Genomic DNA, 20,480 nt, shown 5'->3' with positions numbered 1-20,480 from the left:
TTGGTTGGCTTGCCTGCGGGCTCGTGTCATCGGCGGCCGACCCGGCGCACCGCCCTGTCGCGTCCCATCCACCGATCAGAGGCTTGACCCTGGCTGCCCCGTCCCGCATTGTCGACCAAGTCGATAGGAGATGCCGAAAAGTCAGGGGGCGCTCGTGCGCAAGCTGTTGGTCCTCGCTCTGGTCGGGCTCGTCGCGCAACTGATCGACGGTTCGCTCGGCATGGCGTACGGCTTGACCTCGTCCACCCTGCTGCTGCTCGCCGGGGTCGCCCCGGCCGCCGCCTCGGCCTCGGTGCACCTGGCCGAGATCGGCACCACCCTCGCCGCCGGGGTCGCGCACTGGCGGTTCGGCAACGTCGACTGGCGCGTGGTGACCCGCATCGCCCTGCCCGGCGCGATCGGTGCCTTCGCTGGCGCCACCCTGCTCAGCTCGATCTCCACCGAGGCCGCCGCACCGTGGATGGCCGGCATCCTCTTCACGCTCGGCGCGTACCTCCTGGTCCGCTTCGCCCGACCGCTGCGCACCGACCGGCTCGGCGGGCGGCTACGCGGTCGTTTCCTCGGCCCCCTGGGCCTGGTCGCCGGCTTCGTCGACGCGACCGGCGGCGGCGGGTGGGGTCCGGTGGCCACCCCGGCGTTGCTGGTATCCGGCCGCATGGAGCCCCGCAAGGTGATCGGCTCCGTGGACACCGCCGAGTTCGTCGTCGCCGGCGCGGCCAGCGTCGGCTTCCTGATCGGGTTGGGTACGGAGGGATTCCTGCTCCCCACCGTCGCCGCGCTGCTCATCGGCGGGCTCATCGCCGCCCCGCTGGCCGCCTGGCTGGTGCGAATCGTGCCCGCCCAACTGCTCGGCGCGGCAGTCGGCGGCGTGATCGTGCTGACCAACGCCCGCACCCTGATCCGCTCCGCCGAACTCGACGGTCCGACCCGCCCCGCCGTGTACGCCCTGCTGGCCGCCGGCTGGCTGGCCGCTCTGGTGTTGGCCGTCCGCGCCCTGCGCCGTACCCGCCGGGCCCGCGCCGAGGCCGCCGAGGCCGCGACTGCTTCCCCGCCGCCGCTTCCCCGCCGCCGCTGCCGCCGCGCCCGTTGCGGTCGCGCCGGATGCGGTCGCGCCCGTTGCCGCCGCGTCCGTTGCGGTCGCGCCCGTTGCCGCCGCGCCCGTTGCCGCCGCGCCCGTTGCGGTCGCGCCCGTTGCCGGCGAACCTGCTGCCGTCGCCACCGCCACCGCCACCGCCACCGCCGCCGCCACCGCCACCGCCACCGCCGCCGCCGCCGCCGCCACCGCCACCGCCGCCGCCGCCGCCGCCACCACCGCCGCCGCCACCGTCGGCGCTGCCGGCGAGGTCCCGGCCGATCTGGCCGCGACGGGTACGCCAACCCGACGCTGAACCCCGGTCCGCCCCCTCGCCCTTCGCCCTCTTCCCTCGCCCCGCCGCCGGGTCTCTCCACCCCGCAGGCCGCAAGATCGCGCAACATCCTGGTTGTAGTGGTGTCGGCGCGTCGGTGATGCCACTACATCCTGGTTCGAGCGTGACCTTGGCGGCGCTGGGCGATCCGACCCCCGCTCCCGGCCTCTCAGGACGGTGTTCGCCGTCAAGATCCGCGCAAGTTCGGGGATGTTGCTGCCTCCGTGCGTGCCGGAGGCAGCAACATCGGGGAAGTTGCGCGGGGCGCGGGGACGCGGGGGCGCGGGGCGGGGTGCGGGGGCGGGGTGCGGGGCGCGCGCGGAACAACGCGGGGGTTAGGGGGTGGGGAGGGTGTGGGCTGCCTCGGAGAGCAGGGTCCAGGCCTCGTCGATGTGCGCTTCGGTGGTCTGTGGTGAGCCGACCGCCAGCCGCAGCGTGTAGCGGCCGGCGACGCGGGTGTGCGTCAGGTGCATCCGTCCGGTGGCGTTGGCCGCGGCCAGCAGCGCCGCATTGGTGTCGTCGTCGGCGCGCAGTCGGAAGCAGACAAGTGAGAACGGGTGCGCGGCGGCCAACTCGAACCGGTCGTCGGCGCGGACCCGGTCGGCGAACCGTTCGGCCAGCGCCACGCCGGAGCGGATGTGTGCCCGTAGCCCCTCGGCGCCGTACCAGCGCAGCACGAACCACAGCTTGAGGGACCGGAACCGCCGGCCCAGCGGCACCTGCCAGTCCCGGTAGTCGATCACTGCGCCGGACTCGGATGCCGCGTTGCGCAGGAACTCCGGCAGTACGGTCAGGGCCTCGATCAGTTCGGCGCGGTCGGCCACCCAGAACGCGTCGCAGTCGAAGCCGGTGAGCAGCCACTTGTGCGGGTCGAAGCAGTAGGAGTCGGCGTACTCCATGCCGGCGTGCGACCACCGCAGTTCGGGGCAGACGGCGGCGGCGCCCGCGTACGCGGCGTCCACGTGCAGCCAGATTCCGTACTCGGCGCAGATGGCCCCGATCTCCGGCAGCGGGTCGATGGCGGTGGTGGAGGTGGTGCCGATGGTCGCCACCACGATGGCCGGCACGTCACCGGCGGCCAGGTCTGCCTCGATCGCGGCCCGTAGCGCGCCGGGCAGCATCGCCTGGGTGTCCGGGTCCACCTCGATCGACCGGATGCCGTCGCTGCCCAGCCCGGCGATCCGTACCGCTTTCTCGATGGACGAGTGCCCGTGCACGGAGGTGTAGGCGCGGTAGCGCCTGTCGATGCCGGTGTGGCGCCAGCGGCCGAGACTGGCCCGGTGCAGGGCGGCCAGGGTGGCCACCAGCGTCGCCGAGGAGGCCGAGTCCTGGATGACCCCGCCGCCGGTGCCGGTCGAGCGGAAGCGTTCCGGCAGGTCCAGCAGGTGGGCCAGCCAGTCCATCAGCACCGTCTCCAGTTCGGTGCAGGCGGGGCTGGCGGCCCAGAGCATGCCCTGCACGCCGAGCCCGGCGCTGACCAGGTCGCCGAGGACGCTCGGGCCGGAGGTGTTGGCCGGGAAGTAGCCGAAGAAGCCCGGGTGCTGCCAGTGAGCCAGGCCCGGTACGACGATCGAGTCCAGGTCGGCGAGGATCGCCTCGACCGGTTCGCCGCCGGTGCTGGGGGGCGTGTCGGGCAGGGCGGCCGCCACCGTGCCCGGGGGATCGGCCGGGGCGACGGGTCGTTGCTCCACCGTCGCCCAGTAGTCGGCGATCCAGTCGACGACGGCGTGCCCGGCGCGTCGGAACTCGGCGGGGTCCATGTGGTGGGCGCTCACCCGGACGAGTTGATCAGGCATTGATCACCGAGGCAAGAGCGGGATCCGCAACGGAGCGACAGCCGTTGATGTTGCGTGCCGGAAAGCGCTTGCCCTACGATGCGCGGTGAGTCGGATCCGTGAGTTCCAGGGCGTTTCACCCCCGATCAGATCGCCGTCCGCCGCCGTCGCGGCGGGGTAGGTCCACTGTGCTTCCCCGGGCAGGGCCGGTGGGCCGCAGCGATCTCCACCGGATCCCCGGAGGCAGCGCATGCACCCGTCCAGACATCGGCTGATCCTGCTCGCCGCCACGACGGCGGCCACCGTCGTGGCCGGCACCCTCGGCACGGTCGTCGCCTCGGCCGCCGCCGTCGGCTGCCGGGTCGACTACCAGATCACGAACCAGTGGCAGGGCGGCTTCGGCGCCAACGTCACTGTCACCAACCTCGGCGACCCGGTCAACGGGTGGACACTCACCTGGTCGTACGCCGCGGGCCAACAGGTCACCCAGGCGTGGAACACCGCCGTCACCCAGTCCGGTGCCCAGGTCACCGCGCGCAACGTCGACCACAACGTCGCCATCGCCACGAACGGCAGCGCCTCGTTCGGCTTCAACGGTTCGTGGACCGGCAGCAACCCGGTGCCGAGCAGCTTCGCGCTCAACGGCACCACCTGCACCGGCGCCCCACCCACCGACGAGCCGACCACCCCACCGCCGACCACGCCTCCGCCCACCACGCCTCCGCCGGCGGCCGGGGTGGTGCAGATGGAGGACCTGGACCGGGGGCTGATCAGCGTCCGCTCCGGCAGCGGCAACCTGGTCTCCTGGCGGTTGCTCGGCACCGAGACCTCCGGGGTGGCGTTCAACCTCTACCGGGGATCCACCAGGGTCAACGCCAGCCCGATCACCGGCGCCACCAACTACCTCGACAGCGGCGCGGCGGCCGGCTCGGCGTACACAGTGCGGGCCGTGGTGGGTGGCGCCGAGCAGGCGGCGTCGGCGTCGGCGTTGCAGTTCGGCGCGGGCTACCTGGACGTGCCGTTGCAGGTCCCGGCCGGGGGCAGCACCCCGAGCGGCGAGAGTTACTCCTACAGCGCCAGCGACGCCTCGGTCGGTGACCTCAACGGCGACGGCAGCTACGAGATCGTGCTCAAGTGGGAACCGTCGAACGCCAAGGACAACTCGCAGTCCGGCTACACCGGCAACGTCTACGTCGACGCGTACACGCTCACCGGCACCAGGCTGTGGCGGGTCGACCTGGGCCGCAACATCCGGGCCGGCGCCCACTACACCCAGTTCCAGGTGTACGACTACGACGGCGACGGCCGCGCCGAGGTGGCCATGAAGACCGCCGACGGCACCCGCTCCGGCACCGGTCAGCTCATCGGCTCATCGTCGGCGGACTACCGCAACTCCAGCGGCTACGTGCTGTCCGGCCCGGAGTACCTGACCATGTTCAACGGGCAGACGGGCGCGATCGCCTCCACCGTCACCTACGACCCGCCGCGCGGCACCGTGTCGTCGTGGGGTGACTCGTACGGCAACCGGGTGGACAGGTTCCTCGCCGGCACCGCGTACCTGGACGGTCAGCGCCCCTCGCTGATCATGGCGCGGGGCTACTACACCCGTGCGGTGATCGCGGCCTGGGATTTCCGCGGCGGTACGCTGACCAGGCGTTGGACGTTCGACTCGAACTCCTCCGGCAACGGCGCCGCCGCCGGTCAGGGCAATCACCAGCTCTCCGTCGCCGACGTCGACGCCGACGGCCGCCAGGAGATCGTGTACGGGGCCGCCACCATCGACGACAACGGCCGGCTGCTGTACTCCACGGGCAACGGCCACGGCGACGCCATGCACGTCGGGGACCTGGACCCGGGCCGTACCGGCCTGGAGGTGTTCAAGGTCGACGAGGACGCCAGCAAGCCCAGCTCCTACTTCGCTGACGCCCGTACCGGTCAGGTCCTCTGGTCCACGCCGGCGTCCGGCGACAACGGCCGGGGTGTCTCCGCGGACATCTGGGCGGGCAGCGCCGGCGCGGAGTCCTGGTCGTCAGCGGTCGCCGGACTGGCCAACACCAGGGGGCAGAACGTCGGCCGCAAGCCGTCCTCGGCCAACTTCCTCGCCTGGTGGGACGGCGACCCGGTGCGGGAACTGCTCGACGGCACGAAGATCGACAAGTACGGCACCGGCGGTGAGACCCGGCTGCTCGACGGCAGCGGGGTGGCGTCCAACAACGGCACCAAGTCCACACCGGCGCTCTCCGGTGACATCCTGGGCGACTGGCGCGAGGAGGTGATCTGGCGGACCACCGACAGCCGGGCGTTGCGCATCTACAGCACGCCCACACCGACCAGCACCCGGATCTACACGCTGATGCACGACCCGCAGTATCGGGTGGCGATCGCGTGGCAGAACACGGCCTACAACCAACCGCCGCACCCGGGGTTCTTCATCGGCAACGGAATGGGCACCCCACCGACGCCGGATATCCACCTACGTTGATGCAACCCCTGGCGGTCCCGAGCGGGGTCGCCTAGGGTGGCAGGCACCGGGCCGCAGCCGCGGAATCCGCTCAGCTCCGGCCCGGTGCGCCACACCGCGGCATCCCCAACCCGTCCCGACCGGGAATGCCGTACCACCACCGGAACCAACATTAGGCACCGTCCGGGTCGGCGGGGTGACGCTGACGTGAAGATCGTGTTTCACGCCCGCTGGCGCAGACCGCCCGCCACCTGCTCGGCGATCAACTCGTACGACCGCACCCGGTCCTGCACGTCGTACACAAGCGTGGTCAGCATCAGCTCGTCCGCGCCGGTGCGCTCCACCAACTCGGTGAGCTGCCGACGCACCGTCTCCGGCGAGCCCATCGCCTGACCGTCGCGGCGCGCCACGACGAACTCCCGCTCGATCTCGGAGTACGGGTACGCCGCCGCCTCGTCGGGCGTCGACAGCGGCTCCGGCCGCCCGGAGCGCAACTTCAGGAACGACAGGGCGCTCGGCCCGGCCAACCACTCGGCCCGCTCGTCGGTCTCCGCGCACACCGCGTTGACCGCCACCATCGCGTACGGCTTGTCCAGCCACTGCGACGGCCGGAAGTTCTGCCGGTACAGGGCCAACGCCGGCAGGGTGTTCGCCGAGCTGAAGTGGTGCGCGAAGGAGAACGGCAGACCGAGCAGGCCGGCGAGCTGGGCGCTGAAACCGCTGGAACCCAGCAGCCACACGGCCGGCTGCTCACCGCGGCCCGGAGTGGCGATGATCTGCCCCGGCTTCTCCCCGCTGAAGTAGTTCATCAGGTCGGTCAACTCGCGCGGGAAACCCTCCGCCGACAGGCCCTCCATGGTGCGCCGCAACGCCAGCGCGGTCACCTGGTCGGTGCCCGGCGCACGCCCGATGCCCAGGTCGATCCGACCGGGGTGCAGCGCCTCCAGCGTGCCGAACTGCTCGGCCACCACCAGCGGCGCGTGATTCGGCAGCATCACCCCGCCCGACCCGAGACGGATCGTCGACGTGTTCGCCGCCAGGTGCGCCAGCAACACCGCGGGGGCGGAACTGGCGATCGCCGGCATGTTGTGGTGCTCGGCCACCCAGAACCGGTGGTAGCCCAACTCCTCGGTGCGACGGGCCAGCTCGGTGGTGGCCTGCAACGCCGCGCCGGCGGTGGTGCCCTTGGCGACCGGGGCAAGATCAAGAACAGACAACGGTACGGTGATCACACGGTCAGCCAACCCGTCATCGGCCGGCTTTGTTCCGGCATACCGGTTTTCGTCGGTCACCTCACCCTCCGCCGCTCAACCCATGCCGCGCGCCTGCTCGAAGATCAGGCTGGTCTGCGTGTGCTGCACCACCGGGTCGACAGCCAGATGGTCAAGCACGAAGTCCCGCAACGCGTCCCCGGACGCCGCCCGCACATGCAGCACGTAGTCCTCCGCGCCGGCCACGTGGAACACCGACACCACCCCCGGCAGCCGCACCGACCGGGCCCGGAACGCGTCCACCGCCGCCCGCTCGTGCGCTGTCAACCGCACCGACACCAACGCCTGCAACGGCAGACCGAGCGCCGCCGGATCCACCTCGGCGTAGAAGCCACGGATCGCACCGCGCTCGCGCAGCGCCCGGGTACGCGTCAGACACGTCGACGGCGCTACGCCCACCCGCTCGGCGAGAGCGTTGTTCGGCAAACGGCCGTCCGCCGCCAACTCGGTCAGGATCGCGCGATCCACCTCGTCCAGGGCCGGATACGGCCGCACATCATTCGGCTCAGAGGGCATTCCGCCATCCTCGCCCGAACACGGCACGGAAACCAACCCCATTCGCAGAATGATCTGCCGTTCTGTTGCCTGTTGGCCGACGGATGTTCGACGCTTCAGGCATGACAACGATGGACACCCGGGCCGTGCACGCCGGCCGCGACGACCTCCGCACCCTCGGCGTGCACGTACCGCCCATCGACCTGTCCACCACCAACCCACTGCCATCCGTCGACGACGGCGGCGCCGCGTACGAACAACTCGCCACCGGCGGCACCCTCCCCACCGACGGCAGCGCCGTCTACCAACGGCTCTGGAACCCCACAGTCGCCCGCTTCGAAACCGCCCTCGCCGAACTCGAAGGCACCGCCCAGGCCGTCGCCTTCGCCAGCGGCATGGCCGCCCTCACCGCCACCCTGCTCGCCGCCGCCCGCGACGACCGCCGGCACGTCGTCGCCGTCCGACCCCTCTACGGCGGCACCGACCACGTCCTCGCCACCGGCCTGCTCGGCACCACAGTCACCTGGACACGCCCCGACGAGGTCGCCGCCGCCATCCGCCCCGACACCGCACTGATCATCGTCGAGACACCCGCCAACCCCAGCCTCGACCTGGTCGACATCGCCGCCCTCGCCGCCTCGGCCGGCGACATCCCACTGCTTGTCGACAACACCGTCGCCACCCCCGTCCTGCAACAACCCGCCCGCCACGGCGCCACCCTCGTCCTGCACAGCGCCACCAAGAGCATCGGCGGGCACGGCGACGTCCTCGCCGGCGTCGTCGCCTGCGACGACACCTGGGCCGTCCGCCTACGCCAGGTCCGCGCGGTCACCGGCGCGATCCTGCACCCACTCGGCGGCTACCTGCTGCACCGCGGCCTGCAAACCCTGCCGCTGCGGGTCCGCGCCCAACAGGCCGCCGCCGAGAAACTCGCCGGCTGGCTCGCCGGCCACCCCGCCGTACACCGGGTGCACCACCCCTCGGTGCACGACCCGGCGGCGCTGGTCGGGCGGCAGATGGCCGGACCCGGCAGCCTGCTCGCCTTCGAGGTACGCGGTGGCGCGCCCGCCGCGGCCGCCGTCGCCGGCGCCTGCCGGCTCATCACCCACGCGGTGTCCCTCGGCGGCGTCGACACCCTCATCCAGCACCCCGCCTCACTCACCCACCGCCCGGTCGAGGGCGACGCCAAACCCGCCGCCGCCCTGCTGCGACTCTCGGTCGGCCTCGAAGACCCCGAGGACCTACGCGCCGACCTCGCCCAGGCCCTCGACACGATCGTCTAGGGGCTGGTCAGCGCAGCTCGCGGTTGCCCAACACCCGGACCGGCGAACCCTCCCGGGCCACCCGCAGCATCGCCCGACCGATCCCGTCGGTCGTGGTGACCTGATTCGGGAAGGCCCGACGCAGCACCGGGAACAGCGGACGCGTCACCGCGTACCCGAACCGGTACCACCGGGTCTTCGACACCGCCCCGTACGTCGGCTGGATGAACCCCGGCCGCGCCGCGTAGCCGTTGGGCAGCAGATCCATGATCGCGTTCTCGGCACGACCCTTGACCCGCGCCCACATCACCCGACCCTCACCCGACGAATCGGTCCCCTGCCCCGAGACGTAGACGAACGTGACCTGCGGACTCACCTCCGCCAACAACCGCGCCGCAGCGAGGGGGTAGTCGTAGCTGACCCGCGTGTACGCGGCCTCGTCCAGACCCAACGAGGACACACCCAGGCAGTAGAAACACGCGTCGACGCCCGTCAACTCGGCGCGCACCGCGTCCAACTCGCCCACGTCCGCGACCGTCAGCTCCCGCAGCTTCGGGTCCTGCCGGCCGGTCGGCCTCCGACCGACAGCCAGCACCTCCCGCACGTCATCGGCGAGCAGGCACTCGCGCAACACGCCCTGACCGACCATCCCGGTCGCACCGAAGACAACCACCCGCATCAGATCCCACCCCTGTCGCCGCCCACCGCCACCGGCCATCCGCCCGTGCGTCAGCCAGGCTCCCACGGTCGGCGTGATCCGCGCGGCAGCGGTCAGGACTTCGGGCCGACGTGCCGATCCAGAGTGGCGACGGCGTCGCGCCGCGCCACCGACAGCGAGTTGCGTCGGTTCATCCGCCAGGCGACGCCGAGCAGGTCGAGGCCCCACTGGCAGAGCCCCATGATGTCGGCCGACTCGTTGACGAACATGTAGCGCGGGTAGACGTACGCCTTGCCTCGCACGATCACCCGGTTGGCGGTGCGGCAGCCGTCGGAGTGGAACAGCCCTCTCAGGAAGTCGCCGGGGTGCTGTTCGATGATCGGTCGTTGCCAGTCGGCGAGGACGATCGGTCGCTCGTGCTTCTTGCCGGGACCGTGCTGCGGGAGCAGGCAGGGCCAGTGGAGGCCGTAACTCTGCACGCCCACGCAACCCTGCTTCTGGACCCGTTGCACCTTCGAGGCCAACACGGCTCGCATGGCCACATCGCACGCCTCGATCAGCCCGGGCCAGGTATTGGAACAGTAGATGCGCAACACCGGAACACGTGCCCTCGTCACGAGGTGGCCGTCACCCAGGTAGAGACCGAGCAGGTAGGCGTAGGCGGCGGGGTCGGTCGGATTCTGGACATCCGGCAGGCATCGGAAGCACCGTAGCTCTGTGCCGCGCTTCACCGGCTCGGGTCGATCGACGCACCAGTGCCAGACCGTCGGGTACGGCAACGAGAGCGTGCGGGCTACGGAGTGGATGCTGTGTCCGCGAGCGCGGAGGGCGCGGGCTTGTGCCCGCATCTGCGGTGGGTGCACGCCCACATCGTCGAACAGATGTATGACAGGGTGCCGGGAGCGGGATTCGAACCCGCAAGCCCTTTCGGGCAGAAGTGTTTGAGACTTCCGTGTATGCCGTTCCACCATCCCGGCGGGTGGCGCCTACTGTACCCGACTACTCTCATGCGGGAGCATGGGTGGTAGCCGTGCAGTGATCGATGGTGGGGGTAGGGCTGGTGGCTGAGATGCCGACGGATGCCGAGCGCAGGCGCGTACTGATCGCCGAGGACGAGGCGCTGATCCGGCTGGACCTCGCCGAGATGCTGGTCGAAGAGGGTTACGAGGTGGTCGGGGAGGCCGGTGACGGCGAGACAGCCGTGCGCCTCGCCGAGGAGTTGAAGCCTGACCTCGTCATCCTCGACATCAAGATGCCGATCATGGATGGGCTGGCCGCCGCCGAGCGCATCGCCGGTGCCCGGATCGCCCCGGTGATCATTCTGACCGCGTTCAGCCAGCGTGATCTGGTGGAGCGGGCGCGGGCGGCGGGCGCAATGGCGTACCTGGTGAAGCCTTTCCAGAAGAGCGACCTGGTCCCGGCGGTGGAGATCGCGCTGTCGCGTTACTCGGAGGTCGCGGCCCTGGAGGCGGAGGTCGCGAGCCTGACCGACCGCCTGGAGATCCGTAAGTCGGTGGAGCGCGCCAAGGGCGCGCTGATGACGACGTACGGGATGACCGAGCCGCAGGCGTTCAAGTGGATCCAGCGCACGGCGATGGACCACCGGATGACCATGAAAGAGGTCGCCGAGCGGATCCTCGCGGAGACCGCCGGCGGCGAGGTGTCGCAGCAGCCGACCGTCTGAGCGGTCCCGGTGACATCGGGCTGCGCTGGGCCAGCGTGCGCGGGGTCTGGTGGTTAGCATCGACTGGTGTCCGTCCGACGGGTGATAGCGGTGTTCGGCCTCTTCGTGCTGTTGCTCGCCGGGTGCGACGGGTCGGCCGCGCCGGGCGGCGCGGGGTCGACGACGGCCGTCGCGCCGGCGCTGCGGCCGGGTTGGCAGCCGCTGACGCTGCCGGCGCCGCCGGGTGGCCCGGGCCGTCCGCTGCTGCGGGACGCGGCGTCGTGCGCGGGTCGGTGGTTCGTGGTCGGTGGTGTCGTGGACGCCGACGGTGGCACGCGTCCGGCCGCCTGGACCAGCGTGGACGGTACGACGTGGACGGTGCTGCCGGTGCGTCCGGATTCCTTCTACGGGCGGCAGAACGTGTTCCTGTCGGCGGCCTGCCGCGACGGGCAGGTGGCGTTGATCGGCGCGAAGACCGGCGGTGCGCACGGTTATCCGCGGGTGAGCACGTGGCGGCAGGTGGCCGACGGCGCGTTGGTCGAGGTGCAGGCGTCGTTCGAGACGTACGGCGGGCCGACGGCGGTGAACGTGTCCCGCCTGGCGTCCGGTCCGCAGGGGTGGTTGATCGTCGGTAACCGGTCGGCGGGTGCGGCGTCCTGGGTGTCGTCGCCGGACGCGGCGGAGTTCGCGCTGGTCGAGGGTGCGCCGGAGCTGGCCAGTGACGCGGTGGGGGTGACCTGGGCGTTCGACGCGGTGGCGACGTCGTCGGGGTGGCTGACGGTGGGTGGTTTGTTGCCGGCTGGCCGGATCGACCGTGACCCGGCGGTGTGGTCGTCGCCGGACGGGCGGTCGTGGCGGCGCACGGTGTTGCCGGGTGGGTCGGAGTACGAGGAGTTGCAGCGGGTGGTGCTGGCCGACGGGGTGCCGGTGGCGGTCGGGCTGCGCGGGGGGACGTTCGGCGCGTGGCGGCAGGAGGCGGCGGGTTGGGTGGCCGTCGGGTCGTTCGGGCGGCGGGCTGGGTCCGGGGTGCCGGGGGTGGGGTCGCTGGTGTCGTCCGGGGGCGTTCTGTTCGCCGCGGTGACGGATGGGTCCCGGCATTCGGTGTGGGTGTCGACCGACCGGGGTGGGTCGTGGCGGGAGGCGACGATGCCACTCGATGTGTCGGCGGGTGTTGATCGGGACGTGACGCTGGTGGCGGTGGGTGACCGTTGGTGGTTGGCGGCGGACGACGGCACACGGGCCGGGCTGTGGTGGGCGGTCGGCTCGGGGGCCTGACCGTCGACGGTGCGGTGCCGCTTCACCCGGGGTTGCGACTTGCGCGGACGTTTTCGCAGGTCAGTCGGCTTTTTGTCAGGTCCGCGTGGTCCGGGTTGGTGCGGGCGGAGTTCGACCGGGCGTGGGTTTAAGGACCGACTGGCGGATTCACCTGTTACGGACATCGACATGATTGCCCACGTCTTCGTAACGGTTTCGCAGACCCCGGCTCCAGGCCTTCCGGGACGGTATGTCGTGTCGGTACGCTCCGCCATCACGAGCCGTAACGCAGGGGGAGTCCCTGCGAGGTGGGTGGAATTGCGGGTCTGCTGCTGTCGCCGTCGCTTCGGGTCAGCCGCGTCCGCATCTCGAGGAGGTCAGGAAGCCGTGAGGCGAAGCTATGTACGGGCGCTGGGCACCGTGGCGCTCGCCGCGACCCTGGTGGTTGCGGCTGGTTGCCAGGATTCCGGTGGCGGCGACGGTGGGACCGCGTCGGGTGACTGCGGTGGCAAGATTGCGATCTTCGGTGCGTTCACGGGTGACAACGCGGGTCTGGTGATCCCGTCGCTGAACGGCGCGAAGCTCGCCGTGGAGCAGTTCAACACGGCGAACCCCAACTGCAAGGTCACCATGCAGGAGTTCGACACCCAGGGTGACCCTGCGGTGGCGACCCCGTTCGCGAACCAGATCGCGGGTGACAACTCGTTCCTCGGTGTCATCGGTGGTCACTTCTCCGGTGAGTCGGACGCGACGATGCCGATCTACCAGGCTGCCGGCCTGGCGATGGTCAGCCCGTCGGCGACCCGCACGGACCTGACCCAGAAGGGCAACACGTCCTTCTACCGGGTCGTCGGTAACGACGGCACGCAGGCCGGTGCCGTGGCCAGCTACCTGAAGACCCAGAACGCCAAGAAGGTCTTCATGGTCGATGACGCCAGCGCGTACGGCGCGGGCATCACCGAGGAGCTGGGCAAGCAGCTCGGCCCGCTGGTGGTCAACAAGGACAAGATCCAGGAGCGGCAGGCGCAGTTCGACGCCACCATCTCCAAGATCAAGTCCGCGCAGGCCGACTTCGTCTTCTACGGCGGTTACACCCGTGAGGCCGCTCCGCTGGTGAAGCAGATGCGCGCCGCTGGTGTCCAGGCCAAGTTCGTCGGCCCGGACGGTCTCTACGACACCGCGTTCCCGTCGGGTGCCTCCGGCGGCGCCGAGGGCGCGATCATCACCTGCCCGTGCCTCCCGGCCGACAAGGCTGGCGGCACCTTCTCCGCCGACTACCAGAAGAAGTACGGCATCCCGCCGGGCTCCTACGGTGCTGAGGGCTTCGACGGCGCGACGGTCTACCTGGACGCCTTCAAGGCTGGCAAGAAGACCCGGGCGGACATCCTGGCGTTCGTGAAGTCGTACGACAAGCAGGGTGTGTCGAAGTACATCAAGTTCGACTCCAAGGGTGACGTCGACCCGACGAAGGTCGTCATCTGGGCCTACCAGATCAAGGGCAACGCTATCGAGGCGCTGCAGGAGCTCAAGCTCAGCTGACGCCCACGCAATGGAGTGCGGCCGGGGTGTTTCACCCCGGCCGCTCTCGATTCAAGGAGACCCCCGGTGCATTTCGATGAACTGATCGGCCATCTCGGCCAGCACACGGTCGATGGCCTGTCCAAGGGCGCCATCTACGCCCTGATCGCCCTTGGTTACACCCTCGTCTATGGCGTCCTTCGTCTGATCAACTTTGCGCACTCCGAGGTGTTCATGGTCGGTACCTTCTCGGTGCTGATCCTCTGGACCCAGCTCGGGGTGCAAAATAACCCGCCTGTCGGCCAGGCGATCCTGCTCCTGGTGCTCGGTCTGGTCGTCGCGGCCGTCGCCTCCGGCGGTACGGCCCTGGCGCTCGAGCGGATCGCGTACCGGCCGTTGCGGCGTAAGAACGCGCCGCCGCTGATCTTCCTGATCACCGCGATCGGTCTGTCCCTGGTCTTCGTGGAACTCTTCGGGCAGGTGCTGCCGAAGCTGCTCGGCGGGGTGCTGCCGGAGGCGTTCGGCCGGCCCCGGCAGATCGTCGGTATGCCGACGATCATCCAGCAGGAGACCCTGTTCACCATCGGCAACACCGCGATCACGAACATCCAGCTGATCGTCTTCGTGGCGGCCGTGGCGATGATGGCGGTACTGGACTGGTTCATCAACCGCACCCGGTACGGCCGGGGCGTGCGTGCGGTGGCCCAGAACCCGGAGACCGCCGCGCTGATGGGCGTCAACCAGGAGCGCGTGATCATGCTGATCTTCGTGCTCGGTGGCATCATGGCCGGCGCCGCCGCGCTGCTGTGGAGCATGCGGTTCGGCTTCACCCAGAACAGCATCGGCTTCGTGCTCGGTCTGAAGGCGTTCACCGCCGCCGTGCTGGGTGGTATCGGCAACCTGCGCGGCGCGCTGTTGGGTGGTCTCTTCCTCGGCATCGTCGAGGTCTACGGCGCCACGCTCTTCGCCTCCAACTGGGAGGACGTCATCGCCTTCGTGGTGCTGATCGTGGTGCTGATGTTCCGGCCCACCGGCCTGTTGGGTGAGTCGCTCGGGAGGGCCCGCGCATGATCGACAAGATTCGCTCCGCAGACCGCCGTCGGGTCGGCATGCTGACCTCGATCGGCGACCGCTGGCGTTCGCTGACGAAGTGGCAGCAGGCCCTCGGGCTCGCCGCCTTCGTGGCGTTCCTCTACTACCTGCCGCTGCTCGGCATCCCGGGCCTGACCTGGTTGCGTACCGACTCGATCGAGGGCGGCAACAACTGGGCGGGTGTGCTCTTCGTCTGTGCCATCTACGTGCTTGTCGCCATCGGCCTGAACGTGGTGGTCGGTCTCGCCGGCCTGCTCGACCTGGGCTACATCGGCTTCTTCGCCATCGGGGCGTACAGCGTGGCGCTGTTCGGCTCGGTGAACTCGCCGGTGGTGAAGTGGATCCAGCAGGAGTTCAACCTGCCGCCGACCTGGGCGGTGACCTGGGCGATCTGTTTGTTCATCGCGATCGTGCTGACGATGATCTCCGGGGTGCTGCTGGGCTGGCCGACGCTGCGGCTGCGCGGTGACTACCTGGCCATCGTGACGCTGGGCTTCGGCGAGATCATCCGGATCGTGGCCCGTAACGCCACCGGGCTGACCAACGGCCCGGTCGGTATCTCGGCCATCCCCGGTCCCGAGGGCGCGCCTTCGCCGGACAACAAGGTCTTCGGTCTGATCGACGCGAAGCCCTGGTACTGGTTGGCGATCACCTTCGTGCTGATCATGGTGTTCCTGGTCCGTCGGCTGGAGCACAGCCGGGTCGGCCGGGCGTGGTTGGCCGTGCGGGAGGACGAGGACGCCGCAGCGGTGATGGGCGTGTACCCGTTCAAGTTCAAGCTCTGGGCGTTCGCCATCGGTGCCGCGCTCGGTGGCCTGTCCGGCTTCCTCTTCGGCAGCCGGAACGCGTTCATCGACCCGACCCAGTTCAACGCGAACCTGTCCATCCTGTTCGTGGCCATGGTGGTGGTCGGTGGCTCCGGCAACATGATCGGCGTCTCGCTCGGCGCGGTGCTGCTGGCGTACCTGCCGGAGCGGTTCCGTGACTTCGCCGACTACCGGTGGTTGGTGTTCGGTCTGGCCATGGTGTTGGTGATGATCCTGCGTCCGCAGGGCCTGGTCCCGAGCCGGCGGCGTGCCCGCGAGTTGAAGGACCGCGCGGCAGAGGCAGAGGAGGCGCCCGCTCATGTCTGACCAGACCACCAGCACCACCACGCCGAAGATCCCCACTCAGGCGGGGCCCCGGACGGTACTGCTCGAAGTCGACGACGTCACGCTCCGCTTCGGCGGTGTGGTCGCCCTCGACAAGATCAATTTCCAGATCTACGAGGGTGAGATTCTCGGCCTCATCGGGCCGAACGGTGCCGGCAAGACCACCAGCTTCAACGTGATGACCGGGGTCTACAAGCCGACCTCCGGCGCGGTCCGGTTCCGCGGCCAGAAGGTGACCGGCCGCAAGCCGCACCAGATCAGCCAGCTGGGCATCTCTCGGACGTTCCAGAACATCCGTCTCTTCCCGGAGATGACGGCGCTCGAGAACGTGATGGTCGGGACCGACTCCCGGCACAAGACGAGCGTGCCCGGTGCGCTGTTCCGGCTCTACCGGGTGCGGCCCAAGCCGGAGGAGCTGCCGCAGGTCACCGCCACGTCCGGGATCGTCCGGACCTGGCAGCAGGTGCGCCTGTCGGCCGCCAAGATCTTCGGCTTGTCGCGGCACATCCTGGAGGAGCGGGCGGCCGAGAGGAAGGCGCTCGAGCTGCTCCGCTTCGTCGGGATCGCCGACCGGGCCAACGACGAGGCGCGCAACCTGCCGTACGGCTACCAGCGTCGGTTGGAGATCGCCCGCGCGTTGGCCACCGAGCCGAAGCTGATCTGCCTGGACGAGCCGGCCGCCGGCTTCAACCCGGCGGAGAAGGAGGAACTCCTCACCCTGATCCGCAACATCCGTGGCATGGGGCTCACCGTCCTGCTCATCGAGCACGACATGCGGCTGGTCATGGGTGTCACGGATCGGATCGTGGTGCTGGAGTTCGGCCGCAAGATCGCCGAGGGTGCGCCCGCGGAGGTCAGCCGCGATCCGAAGGTGATCGCCGCGTACCTGGGGGAGCCCGCCGATGACGCTGCTTGAGCTGGAGAACGTCGCCGTCGCGTACGGCCGGATCGAGGCGCTGCACGGAATCAGCCTCACCGTCAACGAGGGTGAGGTGGTGGCCCTGATCGGCGCGAACGGCGCCGGTAAGACCACCACCATGCGGGCCATCTCCGGGACCAGGTCGCTGGCCGAGGGCAAGATCACGTTCAACGGCGAGGACATCAGCAAGCTCCGGGCCGACCTGCGGGTGGTCCGGGGGCTGTGTCAGTCGCCGGAGGGACGGCAGATCTTCCCGGGTATGACGGTCATGGAGAACCTGGACATGGGGGCGTACACCCGGCGGGACTCCGCCGGCATCGCCGCCGACCTGGAGCGGGTGCTGACCCTCTTCCCGCGGCTGGCCGAGCGGCGCAAGCAGGCCGGTGGCACCCTCTCCGGCGGCGAGCAGCAGATGCTCGCTGTCGGTCGGGCGCTGATGAGCCGACCGAAGCTGCTGCTGCTCGACGAGCCGTCGATGGGGCTGGCCCCGTTGGTGATCCGGCAGATCTTCGACATCATCACCGAGATCAACCAGCAGGGCACCACGATCCTGCTGGTGGAGCAGAACGCCCAGCAGGCGCTGTCGCGGGCACACCGCGGTTACGTGCTGGAGACCGGTCGGATCGTGAAGGAGGGGTCCGGTCAGGACCTGCTGCACGACCCGTCGGTCAAGGAGGCGTACCTCGGCGTGGCCTGAGCCAGCCGAGACGGCGGCCGGTCATCCCCTCGCGGGGGTGGCCGGCCGCCGGCGTTCGGGCCGGCTGTCGTCTCGGTGTCGCGGCACCCCGTGCCGAGGGCCAGGGATGTCGGTGCGACGGACTAGAGTCGCTGCCGTGACAGCTACGACACCGCGCCTGCTTCTCGTCGACGGACATTCCATGGCATACCGGGCTTTCTTCGCCCTGCCTGTGGAAAACTTCTCCACCACGACGGGGCAGCCGACCAACGCGGTGTACGGCTTCACCTCGATGCTGATCAACGTGCTGCGCGACGAGCAGCCCACCCACATCGTGGTGGCCTTCGACGTCTCCCGCCATTCCTTCCGCACCGACAAATACGCGGAGTACAAGGCCGGCCGCAGCGAGACCCCGACCGACTTCAAGGGCCAGGTCAGCCTGGTCAAGGAGGTCCTGGCCGCGCTGCAGATCCCGGTGGTCGAGAAAGAGGGCTTCGAGGCCGACGACGTGATCGCCACGCTCGCCTGCCAGGCCCGCGACCAGGGCATGTCGGTGCTGGTCAGCAGCGGCGACCGCGACGCGTTCCAACTGGTCGACGACCAGATCACCGTCCTCTACCCGCGCAAGGGCGTCTCCGACCTGGCCCGGATGGACCCGGCCGCGATCGAGGCGAAGTACGGCGTTCCGCCGCAGCAGTACCGCGACCTCGCCGCGCTGGTCGGCGAGACCAGTGACAACCTGCCCGGCATCCCGGGCGTCGGCCCGAAGACCGCAGCCAAATGGATCACCACGTACGGCGGGGTGGAGGGCGTGATCGCCCGGGCCGACGAGATCAAGGGCAAGGCCGGCGACAGCCTCCGGGAGCGGCTCGCCGACGTGATCCGCAACTACGAGATCAACCGTCTCGTCTCCGACCTGGACCTGCCGCTGCGCCCCGAGGACACCCGCTGGACGGGCTGGGACCGGGAGGCGGTGCACCAGGTCTTCGACACCCTGGAGTTCCGCATCCTGCGCGACCGTCTCTACCAGTACCTGGAGGCGGTCGAGCCGGAGGCCGAGTCCGGCTTCGACCTCACCGGCGAGGTGCTCACCGAGCCCGGCGCGCTGGCCGGGTGGCTGACCACGCACGTCCCGACCGGCACCCAGGTCGGCCTGGCGGTCAAGCTCGACACCGGCCCCAACCGCCGGCACACCGCATCGATCACCGGGCTCGCGCTGGCCACCGCCGGCGGTGCCGCGGCCTGGGTCGACCCGGCGCAGCTCGACCCGACCGACGAGGGCGCCCTGGCCAGCTGGTTGGCCGACGCGCAGCGCCCCAAGGTGCTGCACGACAGCAAGCCGGCCGTGCTGGCCTGCGCCGCGCACGGCTGGCAGCTCGCCGGCATCGTCCGCGACACCCAGATCGCCGCGTACCTGGCCCGCCCCGACCAGCGGTCCTACGACCTGACCGACCTGGCGCTGCGCTACCTGCACCGGGAGCTGCGGGTCGACGTCCCCGAGTCCGGCCAGCTCACCCTCGACGGCCTCGGCGACGAGGGAGTGGTCGAGCAGAACCTGATGCTCCAGGCCCGGGCCACTCTCGACCTGGCCGACGCGATCGACGCCGAGCTGTCCCGCGACGGCGAGCAGTCCGCCCGGCTGATGGCCGGCGTGGAGCTGCCGTTGATGCGGGTGCTGGCCACCATGGAGAGCACCGGCATCGCCGCCGACACCCACTACCTGTCCGAGCTGGAGGCCCACTTCGCCGCCGAGGTGAAGGCCGCCGCGCAGGGCGCGTACGAGGCGGTGGGTCGGGAGTTCAACCTCGGTTCGCCCAAGCAGTTGCAGGAGATCCTCTTCACCGAGCTGGGCCTGCCGAAGACCAAGAAGATCAAGACGGGTTACACCACCGACGCCGACGCCCTGCAGTGGCTCTACGCGCAGCAGCCGCACGCGGTGCTGGCCCACCTGCTGCGGCACCGCGACGTGGCCAAGCTCAAGTCGACGGTCGACGGGCTGCTCAAGTCGGTCTCCGACGACGGGCGGATCCACACCACCTTCAACCAGACCGTGGCGGCCACCGGCCGGCTCTCCTCCACCGAGCCCAACCTGCAGAACATCCCGATCCGCACCGAGGAGGGCCGCCGGATCCGGCGGGCCTTCGTGGTGGGGGAGGGCTACGAGTGTCTGCTCACCGCCGACTACAGCCAGATCGAGATGCGCATCATGGCGCACCTCAGCTCGGACGACGCGCTGATCGACGCGTTCAACTCCGGTGCCGACTTCCACGCCGCCACCGCCTCGTCGGTCTTCGGGGTGCCGCTCGACGAGGTCACCCCCGACCAGCGCCGCAAGATCAAGGCCATGAACTACGGCCTGGCGTACGGGCTCAGCGCCTTCGGCCTGTCCCAACAGCTCAGCATCAGCACCGAAGAGGCGCGCGGGCTGATGGAGAACTACTTCGCCGGCTTCGGTGGGGTGCGCGACTACCTCCAGCAGGTGGTCGCCCGAGCCCGCCAGGACGGCTACACCTCGACCATCCTGGGCCGGCGCCGCTACCTGCCCGACCTGGTCAGCGACAACCGGCAGCGCCGCGACATCGCCGAGCGGATGGCACTCAACGCCCCCATCCAGGGCTCCGCCGCCGACATCATCAAGGTGGCGATGCTGCACGTCGACACCGCGCTCGGCGAGGCCGGGCTGCGCTCACGGATGCTGCTGCAGGTGCACGACGAACTGGTCTTCGAGGTCGCCCCGGGCGAGCGGGAGGCACTGGAGGCACTGGTTCGGCGCGAGATGGGCGGGGCGTACCCGCTGTCGGTGCCGCTCGAGGTGTCCGTCGGCCTGGGCCGGGACTGGAACAGCGCGGATCACTGATCTTCGCTGGTCGCGTTCCGGT

Annotated in this window: 15 protein-coding genes, 1 tRNA gene and 1 pseudogene; 11 read left to right on the top strand and 6 right to left on the bottom strand. The window is 70.1% G+C overall.

The window, feature by feature from the left end:
* Window positions 1-154: 154 nt before the first annotated feature.
* Window positions 155-1,051 (top strand): annotated as a pseudogene (locus ACQP0U_RS23280) (sulfite exporter TauE/SafE family protein); the annotation flags it as partial.
* Window positions 1,052-1,741: 690 nt separating this feature from the next.
* On the opposite strand, the gene ACQP0U_RS23275 reads toward ACQP0U_RS23280, so the two are convergent.
* Window positions 1,742-3,202 carry a pyridoxal-dependent decarboxylase gene (locus ACQP0U_RS23275; RefSeq protein WP_433310702.1) on the bottom strand — a complete coding sequence of 487 codons (1,461 nt, stop codon included), beginning with the start codon at window positions 3,200-3,202 and terminating at the stop codon, window positions 1,742-1,744.
* A gap of 229 nt (window positions 3,203-3,431) precedes the next feature.
* On the opposite strand from ACQP0U_RS23275, the gene ACQP0U_RS23270 reads away from it, so the two are divergent.
* Window positions 3,432-5,663, top strand: coding sequence for a cellulose binding domain-containing protein (locus tag ACQP0U_RS23270; RefSeq protein ID WP_433310699.1), 2,232 nt, complete (start codon window positions 3,432-3,434; stop codon window positions 5,661-5,663).
* A gap of 200 nt (window positions 5,664-5,863) precedes the next feature.
* Here ACQP0U_RS23270 and ACQP0U_RS23265 read toward each other — a convergent pair whose 3' ends face one another.
* Together ACQP0U_RS23265 and ACQP0U_RS23260 are read right to left on the bottom strand one after the other, a co-directional pair.
* A complete protein-coding gene (locus tag ACQP0U_RS23265; RefSeq protein WP_433310696.1) occupies window positions 5,864-6,874 on the bottom strand; it encodes an LLM class flavin-dependent oxidoreductase in 1,011 nt (336 codons plus the stop codon).
* A 75-nt stretch (window positions 6,875-6,949) separates the two neighbouring features.
* On the bottom strand, window positions 6,950-7,429 hold the full coding sequence (locus ACQP0U_RS23260; protein WP_433310694.1) for an Lrp/AsnC family transcriptional regulator: 480 nt from the start codon (window positions 7,427-7,429) through the stop codon (window positions 6,950-6,952).
* An 83-nt stretch (window positions 7,430-7,512) separates the two neighbouring features.
* Between ACQP0U_RS23260 and ACQP0U_RS23255 the strand changes: the two genes are divergently transcribed.
* The gene (locus ACQP0U_RS23255; RefSeq protein ID WP_433310691.1) at window positions 7,513-8,691 is read left to right on the top strand and encodes a trans-sulfuration enzyme family protein; all 1,179 of its coding nucleotides are present in this window, start codon (window positions 7,513-7,515) and stop codon (window positions 8,689-8,691) included.
* Window positions 8,692-8,698: 7 nt separating this feature from the next.
* Here ACQP0U_RS23255 and ACQP0U_RS23250 read toward each other — a convergent pair whose 3' ends face one another.
* The 3 genes from ACQP0U_RS23250 to ACQP0U_RS23240 all read right to left on the bottom strand — a co-directional run bounded on the left by ACQP0U_RS23250 (window position 8,699) and on the right by ACQP0U_RS23240 (window position 10,305).
* Window positions 8,699-9,349: an NAD-dependent epimerase/dehydratase family protein gene (locus tag ACQP0U_RS23250; protein WP_433310688.1), complete on the bottom strand. Its 651-nt coding sequence runs from the start codon at window positions 9,347-9,349 to the stop codon at window positions 8,699-8,701.
* A 92-nt stretch (window positions 9,350-9,441) separates the two neighbouring features.
* Window positions 9,442-9,864: a hypothetical protein gene (locus ACQP0U_RS23245; RefSeq protein ID WP_433310685.1), complete on the bottom strand. Its 423-nt coding sequence runs from the start codon at window positions 9,862-9,864 to the stop codon at window positions 9,442-9,444.
* 358 nt (window positions 9,865-10,222) lie between these two features.
* A tRNA-Leu gene (locus ACQP0U_RS23240) sits at window positions 10,223-10,305 on the bottom strand.
* Between the two features lie 83 nt (window positions 10,306-10,388).
* On the opposite strand from ACQP0U_RS23240, the gene ACQP0U_RS23235 reads away from it, so the two are divergent.
* From ACQP0U_RS23235 to polA, 8 genes are all read left to right on the top strand, one after another.
* Window positions 10,389-11,012: an ANTAR domain-containing response regulator gene (locus ACQP0U_RS23235; protein WP_130402813.1), complete on the top strand. Its 624-nt coding sequence runs from the start codon at window positions 10,389-10,391 to the stop codon at window positions 11,010-11,012.
* A 66-nt stretch (window positions 11,013-11,078) separates the two neighbouring features.
* Window positions 11,079-12,266 carry a hypothetical protein gene (locus ACQP0U_RS23230; protein WP_433310682.1) on the top strand — a complete coding sequence of 396 codons (1,188 nt, stop codon included), beginning with the start codon at window positions 11,079-11,081 and terminating at the stop codon, window positions 12,264-12,266.
* A gap of 366 nt (window positions 12,267-12,632) precedes the next feature.
* On the top strand, window positions 12,633-13,784 hold the full coding sequence (locus ACQP0U_RS23225) for a branched-chain amino acid ABC transporter substrate-binding protein (RefSeq protein WP_433310679.1): 1,152 nt from the start codon (window positions 12,633-12,635) through the stop codon (window positions 13,782-13,784).
* Window positions 13,785-13,850: 66 nt separating this feature from the next.
* Window positions 13,851-14,834, top strand: coding sequence for a branched-chain amino acid ABC transporter permease (locus ACQP0U_RS23220; RefSeq protein ID WP_433310676.1), 984 nt, complete (start codon window positions 13,851-13,853; stop codon window positions 14,832-14,834).
* Window positions 14,831-15,988, top strand: coding sequence for a branched-chain amino acid ABC transporter permease (locus ACQP0U_RS23215; protein ID WP_433310673.1), 1,158 nt, complete (start codon window positions 14,831-14,833; stop codon window positions 15,986-15,988). Before ACQP0U_RS23220 ends, ACQP0U_RS23215 begins: the two co-directional genes overlap by 4 nt.
* Window positions 15,981-16,922 (top strand): ABC transporter ATP-binding protein, encoded by a 942-nt coding sequence (locus ACQP0U_RS23210; protein WP_433310670.1) that lies wholly within the window; start codon window positions 15,981-15,983, stop codon window positions 16,920-16,922. Before ACQP0U_RS23215 ends, ACQP0U_RS23210 begins: the two co-directional genes overlap by 8 nt.
* Entirely contained in the window at window positions 16,909-17,622 is a 714-nt protein-coding gene (locus ACQP0U_RS23205; RefSeq protein WP_354945233.1) for an ABC transporter ATP-binding protein, read from the top strand. The genes ACQP0U_RS23210 and ACQP0U_RS23205 overlap by 14 nt, the downstream gene beginning before the upstream one ends.
* A gap of 136 nt (window positions 17,623-17,758) precedes the next feature.
* On the top strand, window positions 17,759-20,458 hold the full coding sequence (gene polA, locus ACQP0U_RS23200; protein ID WP_433310666.1) for a DNA polymerase I: 2,700 nt from the start codon (window positions 17,759-17,761) through the stop codon (window positions 20,456-20,458).
* Window positions 20,459-20,480: the final 22 nt, after the last annotated feature.

Source organism: Micromonospora sp. CA-269861 (assembly GCF_050948505.1).
GTDB lineage: Bacteria > Actinomycetota > Actinomycetes > Mycobacteriales > Micromonosporaceae > Micromonospora.
The sequence above is the reverse complement of the archived record's forward strand: the minus strand, read 5'-3'. Positions and strand labels throughout refer to the sequence as shown.